This is a genomic window from [Clostridium] symbiosum ATCC 14940 (genome assembly GCF_000466485.1).
Classification (GTDB): domain Bacteria; phylum Bacillota; class Clostridia; order Lachnospirales; family Lachnospiraceae; genus Otoolea; species Otoolea symbiosa.
Window position 1 is genome coordinate 1 of record NZ_KE992987.1, and the last position, 18575, is coordinate 18575.

Sequence of the window (18575 nt, forward strand, 5' to 3'; positions counted from 1 at the left end):
CCGGGCGCTGATTGTCTCCAACCTTAAATGGGGAAAGCCTTGTCGCAGACATTGACCTGTGAACACGAACGAAAATAGACCGTATGCAGGCGGAAGGTCACAGCTTTACCTTGAATATTGCAAAATAGTGCGGTATTATTAATTAGAAAAGGTTACAGACAGAGAAATCCGGATATGGGTACCGGAAGGCTTATACGTTTTAGAGAGGAGATTTTCATGAGGAGAGGCAGGGTATGGTATACGGCGGCTATAACGCTTGTGATGATGACTGGATTATTTACAATCACGTCCTTTGCGGCCAAAGGAGAAAAAATAACAGCGATCAAGCTGGAAGTCAAGGATAATTTGCAGCTTGGCAGCGCGCTGGATGAAGAGGATGAGCTGGAGATAGAGACAAGCGCCGACAGTTACGGCGTGGCGGAGTGGGAGATCGATAATGAAGGTTTTACCTGGAATTCAGAGCATAAGCCTCGTGTGAAGGTGACCGTTACCGCAGATGATGACTATTATTTTTCCGTATCTAAGGATAAAGTAAAGATTAAAGGAGATGCGGCAAAGGTGGTTTCCACGAAAAAGGAAGACTCCCAGACACTGATTATTACCCTCGATCTGAAGCCGATGGCTGAGAGAGTCGGCCCGATTGAGTACGCTTATCTGAACGGGACGGTTGCAACATGGGCTCCTGCACAGGGAGCGGTGGCCTATGAGCTTTATCTTTACCGCGACAGCAAAGCTGTGGGGAGCAAGAGGACGACCACCGAAACAACGTATGATTTCGGAACAGCCATCCGAAAAGACGGGGAGTACTATTATAAAGTGCGCGCTGTGGGCGCCGAAGGAAGCAAAGAAGGAAAATACACGGAGTCGGCAAGCCGGTATGTCAGCCCTTCTGAGGCGCAGGCCTTGGCAAGTGCCGGCAACAGCAAAGCGGCGGACGGCAACAACGGGAATACCCCGGGACAGTGGGTGCAGGATGAGACCGGCTGGCGCTGGCTCAATCCGGACGGTTCCTATACGGTGAATAACTGGGCGTTTATCAATAATAAGTGGTATTATTTCGGCGAAAACAGCTATATGGCCACAGGATGGATACAGTGGAAGGAACTCTGGTATTACCTGGGGCCTGACGGAGACATGCAGACGAACATCCAGACACCGGACGGCCACATGGTGAACGGCGGCGGCGTGCGTATTTGGTAATCAGACAAATTGGAGGACAGAAATATGGCAAAAATCGGATTTATCGGAATGGGCAACATGGGATATGCGATTCTGAAAGGATTATTAAACGTATACGGGAAAGAAGAGATTATATTTACGGATGTCAATCCCGGCAGATGCCGGCAGGTTTCAGAGGAGACTGGAGTTTCCTTTGCGGCCTGCAATGCAGAATGTGCAGCTTCGGCTAAATACATAGTGCTTGCAGTCAAACCGCAGTTCTTTGCTCCGGTGCTTTCTGACATCGCCGGTACGGTGACAAAAGACCATATTATTATTTCCATTGCTCCTGGTATCACGGTGGACAGCATCAGGGAAACTCTGGGAGCAGATAAGAGAATCGTCCGGGCCATGCCGAACACCCCGGCCCTGCTGGGTGAAGGAATGACAGGCGTCTGCTATGACCCGGCTCTTTTCGCCAAAGAGGAACAGGAGACAATCCGGTCACTGTTTGAATCCTTCGGAAAAATGCAGACAGTGGAAGAGCGCCTGATGAACGCCGTAGTATGCGTCAGCGGAAGCTCACCGGCCTATGTCTATATGTTTATTGAAGCTCTGGCGGACAGCGCGGTCAAATACGGCCTTCCGAGAGAGGCAGCTTATAAGATGGCGGCCCAGTCAGTCCTGGGAAGCGCTAAAATGGTGCTTGAGACGGGAGAGCATCCCGGAGCGCTGAAGGATAAGGTATGCTCGCCCGGAGGTACGACAATTGCTGCCGTATCCGCCCTCGAGGAATACGGCTTTAGGAACGCCGTCATGAAGGCCTCGGATGCATGCTATGATAAATGCACGAATTTGAAATAATGTTAGTATTGTTCACACGGTTGTATTCCGCGTGTTATATATGAAAATTCAATAGACAGAAGGAGCGGCATGCCATATGAAAGAGAAGGAAGAAGAAACATTTTCTGCCGGGTCTGAAGTGAGGGGAGAGAATATCCCCCCGGTGCAAAGGCTGAAAAGAGAACTTAAATATCAGGGAACTATCCTGAAAATGTACGAGGATACGGTTAATGTAAACGGTCATGAAGCAAAATGGGATTTCATCCATCATGACGGTGCGGCTGCAGTTGTGGCTGTCAACCATGACGGGAAACTCCTTATGGTGCGCCAGTACAGGAATGCACTGGACCGTTATACGCTGGAAATTCCGGCGGGGAAGCTGGATTATCCGGGAGAGCCTATGATTGACTGCGCTTACAGGGAACTGGAGGAGGAGACCGGATTTAAGACAGAGAAACTGGAATATCTGCTGAGCCTCAATACCACGATTGCATTCTGCGATGAGGCGATCGATGTATTTCTGGCAAGGAACCTGATTCCATCCGAACAGCATCTGGATCCCGATGAGGAGATAGAGGTGGAGGAATGGGAGATGAGTGATCTTCTGGATTTGATATATTCCGGAAAGATGACGGACGGAAAGACAGTTGCCTCCATTCTGGCATATGCATGCCGTGTGAACAGTAACGGAAGATAGCAGTAGCCGTTCAGATGGCATACAGTGATACGATAAACTGCTGTGAATAGAGAGACAGAACGCCGCATAGACTGGAAAAAACGGGAAAGGTTCTTTTGTATGGGAAAATATCATACACCGTTTCGTTTTCAACCGTCCATTCTAACGGTGTTCTGTTTTTTTGCCGGGATATTTGCCGGAACCATGTGGGTAAACAGGATGGGGGCAGGTCTCAAAGAGCAGCTGGGAGTATTCGGACAGGCGTTTCTGACGGGGAGTACGCAGCCTCCTTCCCTGGAGCTGCTGGCGGAACTGCTGCTTAAAAGGAGCCTTGGAATCGGAATTTTATGGCTTCTCGGGATGTCATTGTTTGCCGTTCCCGGCTTTTGCCTGGCGGCCGTCTACGCCGGTTTTTCGATGGCATTTCTTATATCCTCAATGACGGTGCAGGCGGGGCTGATGGGAGTATTTCTCTTCCTGCTTTCCGTATTCCCGCAGATGATATTTTATCTTCCGGTATTGGCGGTTCTCTACATATGGGCGATGGCTCCGGGAAATAAAATTCACGGCGGAGGCTTTGCCGTCCTTCTTATTCTGACGGCAGCAGGGGCTGCGTCTGAACTGTGGCTGAATCCCTGGTTCCTGCATTTTGCGTCCGGTTTTTAAGGAAAATAAGAAAAAAATTAAAAAATCTTTAAAAATTTTTTAACAACATGTAGGGGAGGCAAAAACTGCCTTCCAACATGTTGTATTTTTTATGTTAATCAGCCTGAAAATACTGTAAAAGTGGGAAAAATGTGTTTGATTTTATCAAAAAATGTATATATAATGTTACGTACAGGCTGTTTTTGGCCTTGTTTTGGAGGGATGATGATTGTCCCTGTAAAAGCCTGCAAGGGTGAATCGTAAGGGATAGGGGAAGCAGTATGGTAACAGAGATAGATATTTTCATAAAATACCTGCAGGAGGTCAAAAAGATGTCCCGGAACACGGTGCTGTCATATCACCGTGATCTTCTTCAGATGGCATCCTATATGGGGGAAAGAGGAATTACGGAAGCTGGGAAGGTAACGAAGACCAGTCTGACTTCCTATATTCTTTTTATGGAAAAAGAAGGAAAGGCTACCACTACCATATCGCGTATGCTGGCATCCATGAAGGCGTTCTTTCACTATGAATTTTCAGAGGGTAAAATCAGACGCAATCCTGCAGAGCTTGTCCATGCTCCAAAGATTGAAAAGAAAGCGCCGGTGATACTTTCCGTAGAGGAAGTTACGTCACTGCTTAAGCAGCCTTCCGGGCGCTCTTCAAAAGAGATCCGGGATAAGGCGATGCTGGAACTTCTCTATGCTACGGGTATCCGGGTCTCGGAACTGACGAGTCTCAAGCTGACGGATATCAATATGAATATCGGCTTTATCACCTGCCGCGACGGCGGGAAAGACAGGACAATTCCTTTCAGCCGGGTGGCGAAGGGAGCAATGGAGGATTATATAGAGAATGCCCGTTCGGAGCTGACGAGAAAAAAAGAGTCGGACTGGCTGTTTGTCAACTGCAACGGAGGCCAGATGAGCCGCCAGGGTTTCTGGAAGATTATCAAATTTTACGGCGATAAGGCGGGAATCGAATCAGACATCACACCGCATACGCTGCGGCACTCATTTGCGGCACACCTGATAGGAGGGGGAGCTGATATGAAAGCCGTACAGGTGATACTGGGGCATTCGGATGTGGCTACCACACAGATGTATGCGGCATACGTGGGAAAACGGTAAATGTGTAATAAGTAAATGGAAGACGGGTATAACCGCTTTAAATTATACAGGTAAAACAGACAGGAAATCATGTCGGACGCCTCTAAATCGAGGTGCGCCCGACATGATTTCCTGTCTGTTTTACGTCATGGTATATCTATCTGTTTCATCATACCATAACGGACCTGACATCCGGTTCTCGGAGGGGGAGCGTAACAGTAAAGAGGGAGCCTTCATCCGGACTGCTCTCAACGGTTATCGTACCGCCCGACAGTTCCAGAATCCGTTTCGTAATCGAAAGTCCCAGGCCATTTCCGCTAAGTCCCAGCTCCCTGCCCGCGCTGTAAAATTTCTCAAATATCCGCCTCATGGTTTCCTCATCCATCCCGATTCCCGTATCGGAAATCACCACCTCCACAGAATCAGGAAAAAGCTTCATCGAAGCGGAGATGCTGCCTCCTGCAGGCGTAAACTTGATGGCGTTCTGAAAGAGGTTCAGCCAGACCTGCATCAGCAGATCGGGATTGCCGAAATAGCGCACCGGCGGCAGGTTGATATCGAGATCCAGATACTTATTTTCCCACAGGGGTTCCAGCATCAGAAGGGACTGGCGTATCTGCTCATCCAGCTTGAACAGAGTTTTTCCGGTCACGATTTCCTGCTTTTCAAGCCGTGACAGCATGAGAATGTTGCCTGCCATCGAAGAGAGCTGCTTGGTACTGTCCATGATAATGCGGATATATTCATTCCTGTCTTCCTCGGTAAGAGAAGGCTCCTGAAGCAGGGTCACATATCCTTCGATTGCCGCCAGCGGCGTCTTAAACTCATGTGAAATATTCGTTACAAAGTCATTTCTGAACGATTCTATACTGCCCAGTTCCTGCACCATCCTGTTAAAATTGTCGGTCAGCTCCCTCAGTTCGCGCAGGGATTTGCCGGTCTCCACCTTAATGGAAAAATCGCCCTTTGACACCTGCCTTGCAGCCTGGCTGAGATTACCCAGGGGGACGAGAACCTTAAACCACAACACCAGCGATATGATAAAACTGATAAAAATACTGCTGAGAAAAAATACAAGGCTCGGGAACAGCGGATTAAACTGAAGAAAGCGGATTTTTCCCTCCTCGCCGTTTGCGATGAGATTCACCAGGAAACCGGCCATCAGCGGCATTACGGACAGTATGACAAAACTGAGTATCAGCATATAAAACCAGTACTTAGGCAGGTGAAAGTTCTTTTTTTTCATAATTCTGCTTTCACCACCTTATATCCGAGACCTCGCACGGTCATAATCAGAAAATCATCACAGTCACGAAAACGCTCCCGGAGACGGTTAATATGGACATCCACGGTACGTTCGTCCGAAGTGGAGTCCATTCCCCATATCTCGTCCATGAGCTGCTGTCTTGTGAAAATCTTATTGGGATAGGACATCAGCTTGTAAAGAAGATAGAATTCTTTCTGCGGAAGCAGCGTTTCTTCCCCATCTACGGTGACAGTCAGCGCGTCGTAATCAAGCGTTGTTTTGCCGCAGATGATACGGCGGTCCGTGGCAATTCTGGCCCGTTTCAGCAGGGCGCCGACCCTCAGAACCATCTCATTCACATCGATGGGTTTCACCATATAATCGTCAGTACCGGCCTGAAATCCCTCCTGTTTGTCTTCAAACCGTTCTTTGGCCGTAATAATGAGTATGGGAAGGCTGTAGCCGTTCCCCCTCAGCGTCCGGATCAGCTCATAACCGTCCATTCCCGGCATCATAATGTCGGAAATAATTAAATCGATATATTCGGAATCCAGAAGTTCGAGCGCCTCTCTGCCGCCGGATGCCGGAACCGTCAGGTATCCGCTGCGGTTCAGAACGGTGCAGAAGAGGGAACGAAGCTTTGCGTCGTCTTCTACGACAAGAATATGGAACATAGATTTATCCTCCGTTCATAATGTAAATCACTGCTTCTAAAATTCATATCACATCTTTATGAACTAATTATAAACCCAAAGCGCCATTTTTGAATTTTTCATTCATTATGCAGAAGGAACACAAAAAAATCACGGTTTGTTAATATCCAGTTAATGCTCAGTTTAATTTCGATTTAAAGAGGGGTGGTATACTCAGTTAAATTTGAAACCCGAGGTGAAGGGAAATTCCCGCACCGGTCATCGAGGAGGACCAAGAATCATGATAAAAGGAAGAGTGAAAGCATTGATAAAATCGGCCGGAAAAAGGAAGAAATTGACGGCGGCAGCCGTGACGGTAATCGTTCTGGCAGCAGCAGCCGGAGGAGGTAAAAAGAATGCCATGCCGGCAGGAATGATGGGGCAGCAGACGATGAACAATGTGGCAACCGTGAAGGCTGTGGCGCCTCAAACCGGAAGTATCGAAAAAACGACCAGCCTTGCGGGGAAGGTGGAGCCGGCGGATGTCGTATATGTTTACGCCAAGGCGGGAGGTGACGTAACCTCGGTTCTTGTGAAAGCAGGTGATACGGTTCAGGCAGGCCAGCTTCTCTGCACGATTGATACGGAACAGGTGGACAGTGCCAAAAACTCCATGGATGCGGCGGCGATTTCCCTGTCGGAGGCCCAAAGCACACTGAGCAGGATGCAGCTTCTCTATCAGGGCGGCGATATCTCCGACCAGGAATGGGAGCAGTACCAGAACAATGTGAAAAGTGCGAAACTCCAGTACGAGTCGGCGAAACTGTCCTATGAAAAGCAGGTGGAGTACAGCTCTGTCACAGCGCCCATCGGAGGGAAGATCGAGAGCTGCGATTTGGAGGTTTATGACCGCGTAAACCAGTCGGATCAGCTATGCGTTATCTCCGGTCAGGGGAATAAGAGGGTTTCCTTTTACGTAACCGAAGGCGTTGTCAGGAATCTCAGCCTGGGGGACAAAATGACCGTTGAAAAAGAAGGAAATGCTTATGAGGGGGTCATAAACGATATCAGCACCATGGTGGACGATTCAAACGGACTGTTTAAAATAAAGGCAGACCTGGCGCAGGCCGATTCGGTTGCAACGGGAAGCGTCGTCAAGGTGAAGGTGATTTCCGGGCGTTCGGATAATGTGATGACGGTGCCGGTCGATGCCATTTACTATGACGGCGGTGTGGGAAATGTCTATGTTTATGAGGACGGCGCCGTTCACAAAAAAGAAGTGGAGGTGGGGCTTTATGATTCTGAGCTTGCGGAGATAAGGTCCGGACTCGCGGCGGACGAACTGGTAATCAGCACGTGGAGCTCCCAGCTCTATGAAGGTTCTACGGTCAATCTTAAATCGGAGGGCGGGGAATCCGCTCCGGCCGGCAAAGAACCGGGAACGGGCAGGACTGAGACTTCTGCAGCGGCAGAATAGGGCAGGAGGAGATAATTAATGGGAACAGGAATTACAAAATACGTCCTTAAGCATCCGGTCACCACAGTAATGGCGCTTCTTTGCCTGATTGTGTTTGGTATCACATCCGTTTTCTCCGCAAAGCTGGAGCAGATGCCGGATATGGAGACGCCGATGCTGATTGTCAGGGCCGGCTATTCCGGCGCAGGCCCTGAAGATATATGCGAGCTTGTGACGGAGCCGATTGAAGATGCCATCAGCACGCTGGAAGGCGTGAAAACCATGAGTTCCACATCGAGTGACGGAAGTGCCATGGTAATGCTGGAGTACGATTACGGAACCGATATGGATGAGGCCTATGACAACCTGAAAAAGAAGCTTGAGAATGCCAAACGGAACATTCCCGACGATGTGGACACCTCCATCATGGAGATGAGCATGAATGCCGGGACCACGATGATGCTTTCCATAAGCCATTCCAGGCAGGAAAATCTTTATGACTATGTGGATCAGAATATAGTCCCCGAATTTGAGAGAATATCATCCGTAGCGGAGGTCAGCGCCATGGGCGGTTCTTCCGAATATATAAAAATAGAGCTGCTGTCCGAAAAGCTGGAGCAGTACGGTCTGACCATGAGCGACGTAACCTCGGCCATCAGCACGGCCAATCTGGCATATCCCTCCGGAGAAGCCGTGGCAGGAAACCTGGAATTGTCTGTGACGACATCCCTGGAGACGGAGCAGGTCGGGGAACTGCCGGATATTCCAATTGCTACCGCCACCGGAGAGCTGGTTATGCTGTCGGATGTAGCCAATATCTATGAGGCAAAGGAAGACAGGGGAGGCGTCTCCCGCTATAACGGGGAGGAGACGATATCCCTTTCCATTACTAAGCAGCAGAGCAATACGGCAATGGAGGTTTCGAGTGCGGTAAAAAGCGTCATCGCCACACTGGAAGCCGGGGACGAAGACCTGCACATCAACGTGGCAAATGACACATCGGAGAGCATTCTCGACTCACTGATGGATGTAGCCGTCACCATGGTGCTGGCCGTTATCATATCCATGATAGTTATCTTCCTGTTTTTCGGAGATTATAAAGCGTCACTGATTGTCGGAAGTTCCATTCCGGCTTCCATACTGATGTCGCTGATTGCAATTACTGCCGCCGGATTCTCCCTGAACGTCATCACGATGAGTGCTTTGGTTCTCGGCGTCGGAATGATGGTGGATAACTCGATTGTGGTTTTGGAAAGCTGTTTCAGAGCGACGGCCGGAAGCAGGGACAAAGGAATACTGGGCTACAGCAGGGCGGCTCTTGAGGGGACGGCGCTTGTGGGTAATTCAATTATCGGCTCCACGATCACCACCTGCGTTGTATTCCTGCCCCTGGCCGGCATTCAGGGCATGACAGGGCAGATGTTTAAGCCACTTGGCTATACCGTTGTATTCTGTATGGCGGCATCCCTGCTGTCGGCTGTGACAATCGTGCCGCTCTGTTATCTGTTCTACAAGCCGGCAGAAACACAAAAGGCGGTGATGTCCCTGCCGATTGAGCGTTTTCAGAGATTCTACCGACAGGTCATGGAGAAATTGTTAAAACGCAAGGGTATGGTTATGCTCGCATCTGTTGCCATTCTGGCGGCTACCGTCTATCTGGCGTCGGGGATGCAGGCAGAACTGATGACATCCGATGATACGGGAACGGTCAGCGTTAGCATTGAGACGAGGCCCGGCCTCCTGCAGGAAAAAGTAAATGATGCCCTGGAGCAGGCGGAGGCAGTTGTGGCGGCGGATGAAAATGTGGATTCCTATATGCTGCGTTTCAACAGCAGCAGCGGCAGCATTACGGCCTATCTGAAGGATAAAAGAAAAATGGATACGGAAGATGTGGCCGAACTGTGGCAGAAAAAAATGGACAGCATAGAGAACTGCACCATCGATGTATCGGCCTCCACCTCGATGAGCTTTATGGGCGGTCAGAGGGGATATGAAGTGCTGCTGCACGGTACCCAGTATGATGAGCTGAAAGAGGTAAGCGATAAGATTGTGAAGGAGATGACGGAGAGGGACGATATTATCAACGTACACTCCAGTATCGAAAATAATGCTCCGATCATTACACTGAAAGTAGATCCGGTCATGGCTAAGGCCCACGGACTGACGGCTTCCGCCATCGGCTCCACGGTCAACCAGATGCTGAGCGGTGTGGAGGCAGCCACGCTCAAGGTGGACGGTGAAGAAATATCCGTACAGGTGGAATATCCGGAGGATGAGTACAGGACTGTGGATCAGATTAAGGATATTATACTGACGGATTCAAAAGGCCAAAAAGTTGCCCTTACCCAGGTGGCCGATGTCATATTCAAAGACAGCCCGTCCTCTATCTCAAAGACAGACAAAGCGTATGAGATTACTATCAGCGGAGATTATACAGGCGGTAATACAAAAGCGGCAATCGACAGTGAAGTGATATCGCCTAACCTGACGGGAACTATCAGCCTGGGAACTAACAGCCGGGACAGGATGATGCAGGAGGAGTTCGGCTCCTTGTATTCGGCAATCGCCATTGCAGTGTTCCTTGTGTTTGTCGTCATGGCAAGCCAGTTTGAATCCGTAAAATTTTCGGTGATGGTCATGACGACGATTCCGTTCAGCCTTGTCGGCTCCTTCGGTTTTCTGAAGATAACGGGCGTCACAATCAGTATGACAACCCTGCTCGGTTTCCTGATCCTGATTGGAACTGTCGTAAATAACGGTATCCTGTACGTGGATACGGTGAACCAGTACCGGCAGGAGATGGATTTACATACGGCCCTGGTAGAGGCGGGCGCTACGCGTATCAGGCCGATCCTGATGACCAGCCTGACGACGATCCTGTCCATGATCCCGATGGCCCTGGCAATCGGAAGCAGCGGTTCAACAACCCAGGGTATAGCGATTGTAGATATTGGAGGCCTGGCGGTCGGCGTTATCGTGGCCCTGTTTATGCTGCCGGTTTATTACGGATTGTTGAGCCGTAGACCGAAAGAGGAATTCCAGGATATTGATTAAAATGGTTAGATTGCGACGGATGGTTAATAAAAACTTGAGGAAAGGAAAACCGGTTATGCAAAGCAATAAAATAAAGACACGGTTTTGTGTTCTGGCGGCGGGAACAGCCATAATCTCTTTCGCCGTCCCGCAGGCGGCGCAGGCGGCCAGTCCGCCATTTGCGTATACGGAGGAAAAATGGGATTCCCTGCGGGATAATAAACTGGAATATGATGAGATTGGCGATTTGATACATGAATACAACAGCACCGTTCTCAGCAACCAAATTGCCTATGAGGATTATAAGGGGAAGGACAGCGACGAAGTAGCCCGGACCTATTATGATACAGCCGACGAAATTTATGTCGGCATTGAGTATCCGGATTCGGACGATGTCAACTACGGTACAAGACTGGCCGCGGCGCAGAGCAGCGAGCTTCAGGCGGAGCAGATGATCGACAGGGGAGACGAAAATGTCACCGACGGCGATGTGGTGAAATGGGGTTATGATAAGACGGAAAAATCACTTGTCCAGTCTGCCCAGATTCTTATGATTACTTACTGGAAATCGCAGGCTTCGCTGGACAGCAGCAGAAACGCTAAAACAACGGCAGAAAAATCATATGAGACGACACGGCTTCAGGCAGCGGCGGGAACAGCGGCGCAGTCTGCCGTCCTCAGCGCCAGGGATGCGGTTATGCAGGCGGAAGCGGCCATTACATCGGCTGAAAGCGCGGTTGCATCGGCAAAGGAGAATCTCTGTCTGATGTTGGGATGGAAATATGGGGACGAGGTTGAGATAGGAGAACTGCCGGAGCCGGAGCATGCGATGAGCAGCTCTGTCAATCTCGACGAGGATCTGGTAAAGGCAGTTGAAAACAATTATGACATCAAAATTTTATCGAGGCAGATAAAGAATGCCAGGCAGGGCGCCACGCAGCGGCAGTACGAGGAAACGTTAAAAAGCAGTGAGGAGGCGGTAAAGGCCAATGTGAAATCAGCCTGGCAGAGTCTCCTGCTGGCAGAAACCCAGTATGCCCAGACCGTAAAAAGCTTTGAGCTGGAGGAAAAGACCATGCAGGCGGCCGAACGCAAAAGAGCGGCCGGGACTATGAGCCTGAATGAATATCAGAGCCGGCAGATATCTTATAACAATGCTGTAACGGAGAAAGAAACGGCTGCCATGACATTATTGGAGGCGCAGCAGTCTTACCGCTGGGCAGTGGACGGTCTGGCATCGACAGTATAAGGAGGAGGCAGAATGGAGATTCGCAAAATCGCAGGCTGGGCGGCGGCGGCAGCAACTGCTTTCAGCCTCCTGTATCAGTTTCCGGCGAAGGCGTCCGGCCCGCTGATATCAGGACTTCAAGAACCGGGGGAGGCTGAGGGCCCGGCGTTAGCCGGTAATGAAGAGGAGGAGATAAAAACCGTTACCGCATCAATCAGTGAGGAAAATCTGAATGACGGCCTGATTGAATATGAAGAGCTGGAATCACTTATCCGGACCGGCAACAGCAGTGCCGTCAACTCGCAGAAGAGCTATGAAACCAGGCTGGAGGTTTACCAGGCTGCATACGATTCTCTGGTAAGCGCCAAACGGGATATGTTAAATAAAGCCGATGAACTGGAGGATGAGGGCGCGGATGCGGCCCTGATTGAAAGTTATGAACAGAATGCACAGATTCTGTCCTCGTCGGCTGCTCAGATGAAGAGAAGCATCAATTCCCTCAATTCCGCCACAAACCAGGCATCCCTGGACCGGACAATCAACAGTCTCGTAAAATCGGCGCAGACGCTGATGTACTCATTTAAGAAGATGGAGTACCAGGTAAGGGCAGCCGAAAAGAGGGCGGAGGCTCAAAATGCCGCCTATGAACTGGCGTCAGCCAGGAGACAGGCAGGCCTTATTACAGAAACAGAGCTTCTGGATTCTGAGAAAAGTCTGTTAAATGCCCAGGCATCCCTGCAGTCTGTCCGGGACAGTGCAGATAAGCTGAAACGCCAGCTTGCCATTCTGATCGGCAGAGATGCTGAAACGGTTCAGATTGGGGAAATTCCGGCCGTGACATCCAGGGAGCTTGAACAGATGAACCTGGAAAGCGATAAAGCGAAAGCGGTAATTGCAGATCCCGAAGTCAAATCAATCAAGAAGAGCACAGCGACCGGAGACACTGCCCGAAAGCTGAGAAGACAGCAGCTATATGAGGCGGAAGGAGCGGCCGGTCTGACAATGGATGAATTGTACCGGGCTGTAATAGAAGCGCAGCAGCTTTATGAGGGAGCCGGCGCCTCCTATGCGGCTGCAGAAAAAGATTACGGTGCGGTTAAGACAAAATACGGGGCCGGTATGATAAATAAAAGCACTTGGCTGTCCGGAGAAGCGGAATGGTATTCGGCCGCAGCCGCCTATAAAAGTGCTGAAATTGCCTATAAGCAGGCGGTGGCTTCATACCAGTGGGCCATTAAGGGAATTAGCTGATAAGCTAAGTCTGCGGCGGGTCGCTGTGGCGGCATTATTCCCTGCCGCCGCAGTGCGATCCTCCGCGGAGCGGTTTTTATTTAACAGGAGACATTTCCTGTTAAACCAAAAAGAACCGGCAGATTATTCTGTCGGTTCTTTCACTATGGATACAAAACTTTTTTTCAGAACTTTGGAAGCCTCAGCGCATGCTTTATATTCCCTGGAAGTCGTGTCTTCCAGAAATTCGTCATACCATGATTCCAATATGTAGGTCTTATTGCCATAAAAACCAAGGATGGAACAACCTTTCAAATCCTGATAATCGACATCTTCATAACAGATGATGGAAAAGAGGAGGCCGGAGCCGTCTTCTTCATATGCAGTCTTATTATAAATCTCATAACTGGAACCGTCGGCTACCATAACACAGTTACCCGACCAACCGTCCGGCATTTTAAAAGAAAAATCGTCTGTAATAACCTTTGAACCGGTAAGTTCAATGGCAGCATCGGTATCAACGCTATGACCGAAGCTTACAACCTGGGCAGTATGTTCAGCACCGAATGCGGTGACAGAGAATGTCAGCGCCAACAGTGCGGTACAGATAATAGTCCTGAATCGCATCCTTCAACCCTCCGTATTTGTCGCCATGAAAACGGGACATAGTAAATATCTCCGTCCATTATATCATGCCTTAAGAAAAATGTCAGCAAAAAATTGGAAGAATGTAAGTAAAAAGTTACCGATTCAGGAAGCATCGGTAAAAAAGGGGGGCAGTGAAAAACGATTATAACGTTTTCACTGCCTCCTCTTTGAAGACGGTGACATGTTCTGTCATGAAACATCTTCCTTTGTATTAAGATTTTTCTGGGCCGTTGCCAGCATCAGCTTGATACGGTTGAGCTGATTTACCTCACTGGCGCCGGGATCATAGTCGATGGCGATAATATTGGCTTCCGGGTGGCTGCTCCGCAGTTCCTTGATAACTCCTTTGCCCACAATATGATTCGGGAGACAGCCAAACGGCTGGGTGCAGATAATATTAGTTGTACCGCTCTTAATAAGTTCAAGCATCTCTCCGGTCAGGAACCAGCCTTCGCCTGTCTGATTACCGATGGATACGTAATGTTCTGCCATGGATGCCAGATCATTGATTTTGGCAGGGGGCAGGAAGTGGACGCTCCGTTCCAGTTCTTTCCTGGAGGTCCTGCGGAAATATTCGAGCAGCGAAATGCCCATATTGCAAAGATATGCGGTAGAGCGCTTTCCGCCCAGGTTATCTGCTTTAAAGTTGCTGTTGTAGAAGCAGTAGAGCAGGAAGTCCAGCAGATCCGGCATTACGGCCTCTGCGCCCTCTGCCTCCAGCAGTTCCACTACATGGTTATTGGCAAGAGGGGAGAACTTCACAAGAATTTCACCGACAATTCCCACCTTTGGTTTCGTTACATTTTTCCGCGGGAGTTCATCGAAATCTTTGATAATGCCCCGGATGTTTCTGTTAAATTCAAGCATCGTCGGTGCGCGCCGCGACAGTGATTTCTGGCAGATGTCCCTCCATTTGCCGTGGAGCGCATTGGCAGAACCGGGTTTTGCCTCATATGGCCTTGTAGCATACAGGACACGCATGAAGAGATCCCCGTATACCACGGCCTGCATTGCTTTTGTTATCAGAGGCAGCGTAATCTTAAAGCCCGGATTCGTCTCCATACCGTTGGCATTGAGCGAGATAACGGGAATCTGTGGCATCCCGGCCCGCTCCAGCGCGCGTCTGATAAATCCGATATAGTTGGATGCACGGCAGCCACCGCCGGTCTGGCTCATGATAATGGCCGTACGGTTTAAATCGTATTTGCCCGAAAGCAGGGCATCCATGATCTGGCCCACTACAATCAGGGATGGATAGCAGGCATCGTTATTAACGTATTTCAGTCCGGTATCGACGGCCCTGCGGTCGGAGTTCTGCAGAACCTCCAGCTTGTAGCCGAAACTTCTGACCGCCGTCTCAATCAGTTCAAAATGGATTGGAGACATCTGCGGGCAGAGAATCGTATAATCCTTCTTCATTTCCTTCGTGAAGAAGACGCGGCTGTACGCGTTTGATACGACAGGTTTACGGTAGTGCTTCATCTCCCTTACACGAATTGCCGAAATCAGGGAACGCACACGGATTCTGGCAGCTCCCAGATTGTTGACTTCATCAATTTTGAGCAGGGTGTAAATTTTGCCGGAACGGGTTAATATTTCATTTACCTGGTCCGTAGTCACGGCATCCAGTCCGCAGCCAAAGGAATTAAGCTGAATCAAATCCAGATTTGGCTGTGACTTTACAAAGCAGGCGGCTTCATACAGTCTGGAGTGGTACATCCACTGGTCTGTGACAATTAAAGGACGCTCCACCTTTCCCAGATGTGAAACGGCATCCTCTGTCAGTACGGCAAAGCCGTAGGAAGTGATAAGCTCCGGTATGCCGTGGTTAATTTCGGGATCCACGTGATATGGACGGCCGGCGAGGACAATTCCGTGTCTGCCTGTTTCCTTCAGCCATTTCAGGGTTTCTTCGCCCTTTTTCTCCATATCTTTCCGGGATGCAATCAGTTCCTTCCAGCCTTCCCCTGCAGCCATGCGTACTTCTTCTTCCGGGATGGAAAAGTCTTCACGGAATACTTCCACCAGACGTTTTGTCAGGATTTCCTCATCGGTAAAAGCCATAAAAGGATTGCTGAATTTTACTTTATGTTCGGTAAGCTCCTCGACGTTATTCTTGATGTTTTCAGCGTAGGAGGTGACCATCGGGCAGTTAAAATGATTTCCTGCGTCGGGGGACTCGTTGCGCTCATACGGAATGCAGGGGTAAAATATGTATTCAATGCCCTGCTTTATCAGCCACTGGATATGCCCGTGTACCAGTTTTGCAGGGTAACACTCGGATTCACTCGGTATGGTTTCAATTCCCAGCTCGTAAATCTTCCTTGTGGACTGGGGGGACAGGACGGTCCTGAACCCCAGTTTTTTAAAGAAAACAGCCCAGAACGGATAATTCTCATACATATTGAGAACACGCGGGATTCCCACGGTTCCCCTCGGGGCCATATCGGCCGTCAGTGGTTCAAAATCGAACATTCTGTGGTATTTATATTCAAAAAGATTGGGAACATCACGTTTGGCCCTCGTGCCTCCGAGACCGCGCTCACACCGGTTGCCGGTTACAAACTGACGGCCGCCGTCGAAGCGGTTGATGGTGAGCACACAGTGATTGGTACAGCCCTGGCATCTGGCCATGTTCGTTTCATAGGTGAGGCCCAGGATCTTGTCGATTGAGAGCATCGTGGTAGTCTTAGAACCGTCGTAGCGCTCCCTGGCAATCAGTGCTGCGCCGAATGCGCCCATGATACCGGCTATATCGGGCCGTACGGCTTCACAGCCGGCGATTTTCTCAAAGCTTCTGAGGACGGCGTCATTGTAGAAAGTGCCTCCCTGAACGACCACATGGTGTCCAAGGTCTTCAGCGCTTGTTATTTTAATTACTTTAAACAATGCGTTCTTAATGACGGAATAGGCGAGACCGGCGGAAATATCGGAGACGGTGGCTCCTTCCTTCTGGGCCTGCTTTACATTGGAATTCATGAAAACAGTACATCTCGTTCCAAGGTCGGTAGGATTTTTGGCAAACAGAGCCTCTTTGGCAAAATCGATAACGCTGTAGTTCAGGGATTTTGCAAAAGTCTCAATGAAAGAACCGCAGCCGGAGGAGCAGGCTTCGTTAAGCTGTACGCTGTCGACGGTGCCGTCTTTAATCTTGATGCACTTCATATCCTGTCCGCCGATATCCAGAATGCAGTCCACATCCGGTTCAAAGGCCGCCGCCGCATAATAGTGGGAGATTGTTTCAACCTCGCCCTCATCCAGCATCAGCGCCGCTTTCAGCAGCGCCTCACCGTAGCCGGTGGAACAGGAGTATACGATATTGGCCTTTTCGGGAATGACATCGTGTATCTCCTTCATTGCGCGGATTGCGGTAGCCAGCGGACTGCCGTTATTATTGCTGTAAAAATGGTACAGCAGGGCTCCGTCTTCGCTGACAAGCGCCACCTTTGTAGTGGTGGAACCGGCGTCGATGCCCAGATAGCAGTTTCCCTCATAAGTGGAGATATCCGCTTTCCTGACATTGTGACTTTCGTGGCGTCTGGTAAATTCGGCGTAAGCCTCTTCATTTTCAAAGAGAGGTTCCATCCTGTTAACCTCAAAATCCATCTTAATGCCGTGGGAGAGGCGTTCCATCAGGCTCTCCAGACTGGCGGTCACTTTACCCTCTGAATTCATGGCAGCGCCTACAGCGGCAAAGAGATGGGAGTGCGACGGAGCGATAATCTGCTCATCCCCCAGATTCAATGTCCTGATAAAGGATGCACGAAGCTCTGACAGGAAATGCAGCGGCCCTCCCAGGAAAGCCACATTGCCGCGGATCGGCTTCCCACAGGCCAGCCCGCTGATTGTCTGGTTCACAACCGCCTGGAATATAGAGGCGGAAAGGTCTTCTTTCGTTGCGCCCTCGTTGATAAGGGGCTGGATATCCGATTTTGCAAATACACCGCAGCGCGCGGCGATCGGGTAGATTGATTTATAGTTTTTCGCGTATTCGTTCAGTCCGGATGCGTCTGTCTGAAGCAGGGAGGCCATTTGGTCAATAAAAGAGCCGGTCCCCCCGGCGCAGATTCCGTTCATCCGCTGATCGATACCACCGGTGAAATAAATAATTTTAGCATCTTCTCCGCCGAGTTCGATGGCGACATCGGTCTGGGGAGCAAAGTCTTTTAATGATGTGGCTACGGCAACTACCTCCTGGACAAAAGGAATGCCCAGATGTTTGGAAAGAGTCAGTCCGCCGGAACCGGTAATCATTGGTTCCACATCCAGATTACCCAGTTGACCGGCACCTTTTTTCAGCAGTGCGGAGAGGGTCTCCTGGATATTGGCAAAATGACGCTCATAATCTGCAAACAGGATATTGCCTGCGTCGTCAATAATGGAAATCTTAACAGTGGTGGAACCGATATCGATTCCTAATCTTTTCTTAGAATTCATGATCAGTCGGGGCTTACCCCTTCCCTCCTTTGTATTACACATGTATTCGGCCTAAGTTTAACATAGAATAGGAAAGAAAACAATTGATCCGATGCGTTAAAAAGCCGCTAAGAATCGTGTGATTCCGTTAAAATTGCCCATTGATCCGGGGGAAAGAAAAGGATGTTAAAATCATGTTAAGAAGAGGTTAATCTGGGGTGGAAATGGAGATTTAACTGAGGTTTGGAGGACGCG

13 protein-coding genes are annotated in these 18575 nt (G+C 49.7%); 9 read left to right on the forward strand and 4 right to left on the reverse strand.

What is annotated here, in order from left to right; genetic code table 11:
* Positions 1 to 216: 216 nt before the first annotated feature.
* From CLOSYM_RS16745 to CLOSYM_RS16765, 5 genes are all read left to right on the forward strand, one after another.
* A complete protein-coding gene (locus CLOSYM_RS16745; RefSeq protein ID WP_242828694.1) occupies positions 217 to 1200 on the forward strand; it encodes a hypothetical protein in 984 nt (327 codons plus the stop codon).
* Positions 1201 to 1224: 24 nt separating this feature from the next.
* Complete coding sequence (gene proC / locus CLOSYM_RS16750; RefSeq protein ID WP_009296046.1) at positions 1225 to 2022, forward strand: pyrroline-5-carboxylate reductase; 798 nt, start codon at positions 1225 to 1227, stop codon at positions 2020 to 2022.
* 76 nt (positions 2023 to 2098) lie between these two features.
* A complete protein-coding gene (locus tag CLOSYM_RS16755) occupies positions 2099 to 2698 on the forward strand; it encodes an NUDIX hydrolase (protein ID WP_021643028.1) in 600 nt (199 codons plus the stop codon).
* A 99-nt stretch (positions 2699 to 2797) separates the two neighbouring features.
* On the forward strand, positions 2798 to 3343 hold the full coding sequence (locus tag CLOSYM_RS16760) for a stage II sporulation protein M (RefSeq protein WP_003498999.1): 546 nt from the start codon (positions 2798 to 2800) through the stop codon (positions 3341 to 3343).
* Between the two features lie 260 nt (positions 3344 to 3603).
* Positions 3604 to 4452 (forward strand): tyrosine recombinase, encoded by an 849-nt coding sequence (locus CLOSYM_RS16765; protein WP_003498997.1) that lies wholly within the window; start codon positions 3604 to 3606, stop codon positions 4450 to 4452.
* A 148-nt stretch (positions 4453 to 4600) separates the two neighbouring features.
* Here the strand turns inward: CLOSYM_RS16765 and CLOSYM_RS16770 are convergent, their stop codons facing one another.
* Both CLOSYM_RS16770 and CLOSYM_RS16775 read right to left on the reverse strand, forming a co-directional pair.
* Positions 4601 to 5677 (reverse strand): HAMP domain-containing sensor histidine kinase, encoded by a 1077-nt coding sequence (locus CLOSYM_RS16770; RefSeq protein WP_021643030.1) that lies wholly within the window; start codon positions 5675 to 5677, stop codon positions 4601 to 4603.
* Positions 5674 to 6351 (reverse strand): response regulator transcription factor, encoded by a 678-nt coding sequence (locus CLOSYM_RS16775; RefSeq protein WP_003498993.1) that lies wholly within the window; start codon positions 6349 to 6351, stop codon positions 5674 to 5676. Before CLOSYM_RS16775 ends, CLOSYM_RS16770 begins: the two co-directional genes overlap by 4 nt.
* Positions 6352 to 6610: 259 nt before the next feature.
* Here CLOSYM_RS16775 and CLOSYM_RS16780 point away from each other — a divergent pair, with 259 nt between their 5' ends.
* Genes CLOSYM_RS16780 through CLOSYM_RS16795 form a run of 4 tightly spaced genes read left to right on the forward strand, consistent with a single transcriptional unit; the run spans position 6611 to position 13277 of the window.
* Positions 6611 to 7786 (forward strand): efflux RND transporter periplasmic adaptor subunit, encoded by a 1176-nt coding sequence (locus CLOSYM_RS16780; protein ID WP_021643031.1) that lies wholly within the window; start codon positions 6611 to 6613, stop codon positions 7784 to 7786.
* A gap of 18 nt (positions 7787 to 7804) precedes the next feature.
* Positions 7805 to 10819 carry an efflux RND transporter permease subunit gene (locus CLOSYM_RS16785; protein WP_021643032.1) on the forward strand — a complete coding sequence of 1005 codons (3015 nt, stop codon included), beginning with the start codon at positions 7805 to 7807 and terminating at the stop codon, positions 10817 to 10819.
* Positions 10820 to 10874: 55 nt separating this feature from the next.
* On the forward strand, positions 10875 to 12047 hold the full coding sequence (locus CLOSYM_RS16790; protein ID WP_044902691.1) for a TolC family protein: 1173 nt from the start codon (positions 10875 to 10877) through the stop codon (positions 12045 to 12047).
* 12 nt (positions 12048 to 12059) lie between these two features.
* Positions 12060 to 13277, forward strand: a complete 1218-nt coding sequence (locus CLOSYM_RS16795) for a TolC family protein (RefSeq protein WP_003498985.1) — start codon at positions 12060 to 12062, stop codon at positions 13275 to 13277.
* 123 nt (positions 13278 to 13400) lie between these two features.
* On the opposite strand, the gene CLOSYM_RS16800 is transcribed toward CLOSYM_RS16795, so the two are convergent.
* Positions 13401 to 13883, reverse strand: a complete 483-nt coding sequence (locus CLOSYM_RS16800; protein ID WP_003498982.1) for a hypothetical protein — start codon at positions 13881 to 13883, stop codon at positions 13401 to 13403.
* Between the two features lie 210 nt (positions 13884 to 14093).
* Positions 14094 to 18341, reverse strand: a complete 4248-nt coding sequence (locus CLOSYM_RS16805) for a 2-hydroxyacyl-CoA dehydratase (RefSeq protein WP_003498979.1) — start codon at positions 18339 to 18341, stop codon at positions 14094 to 14096.
* Positions 18342 to 18575: the final 234 nt, after the last annotated feature.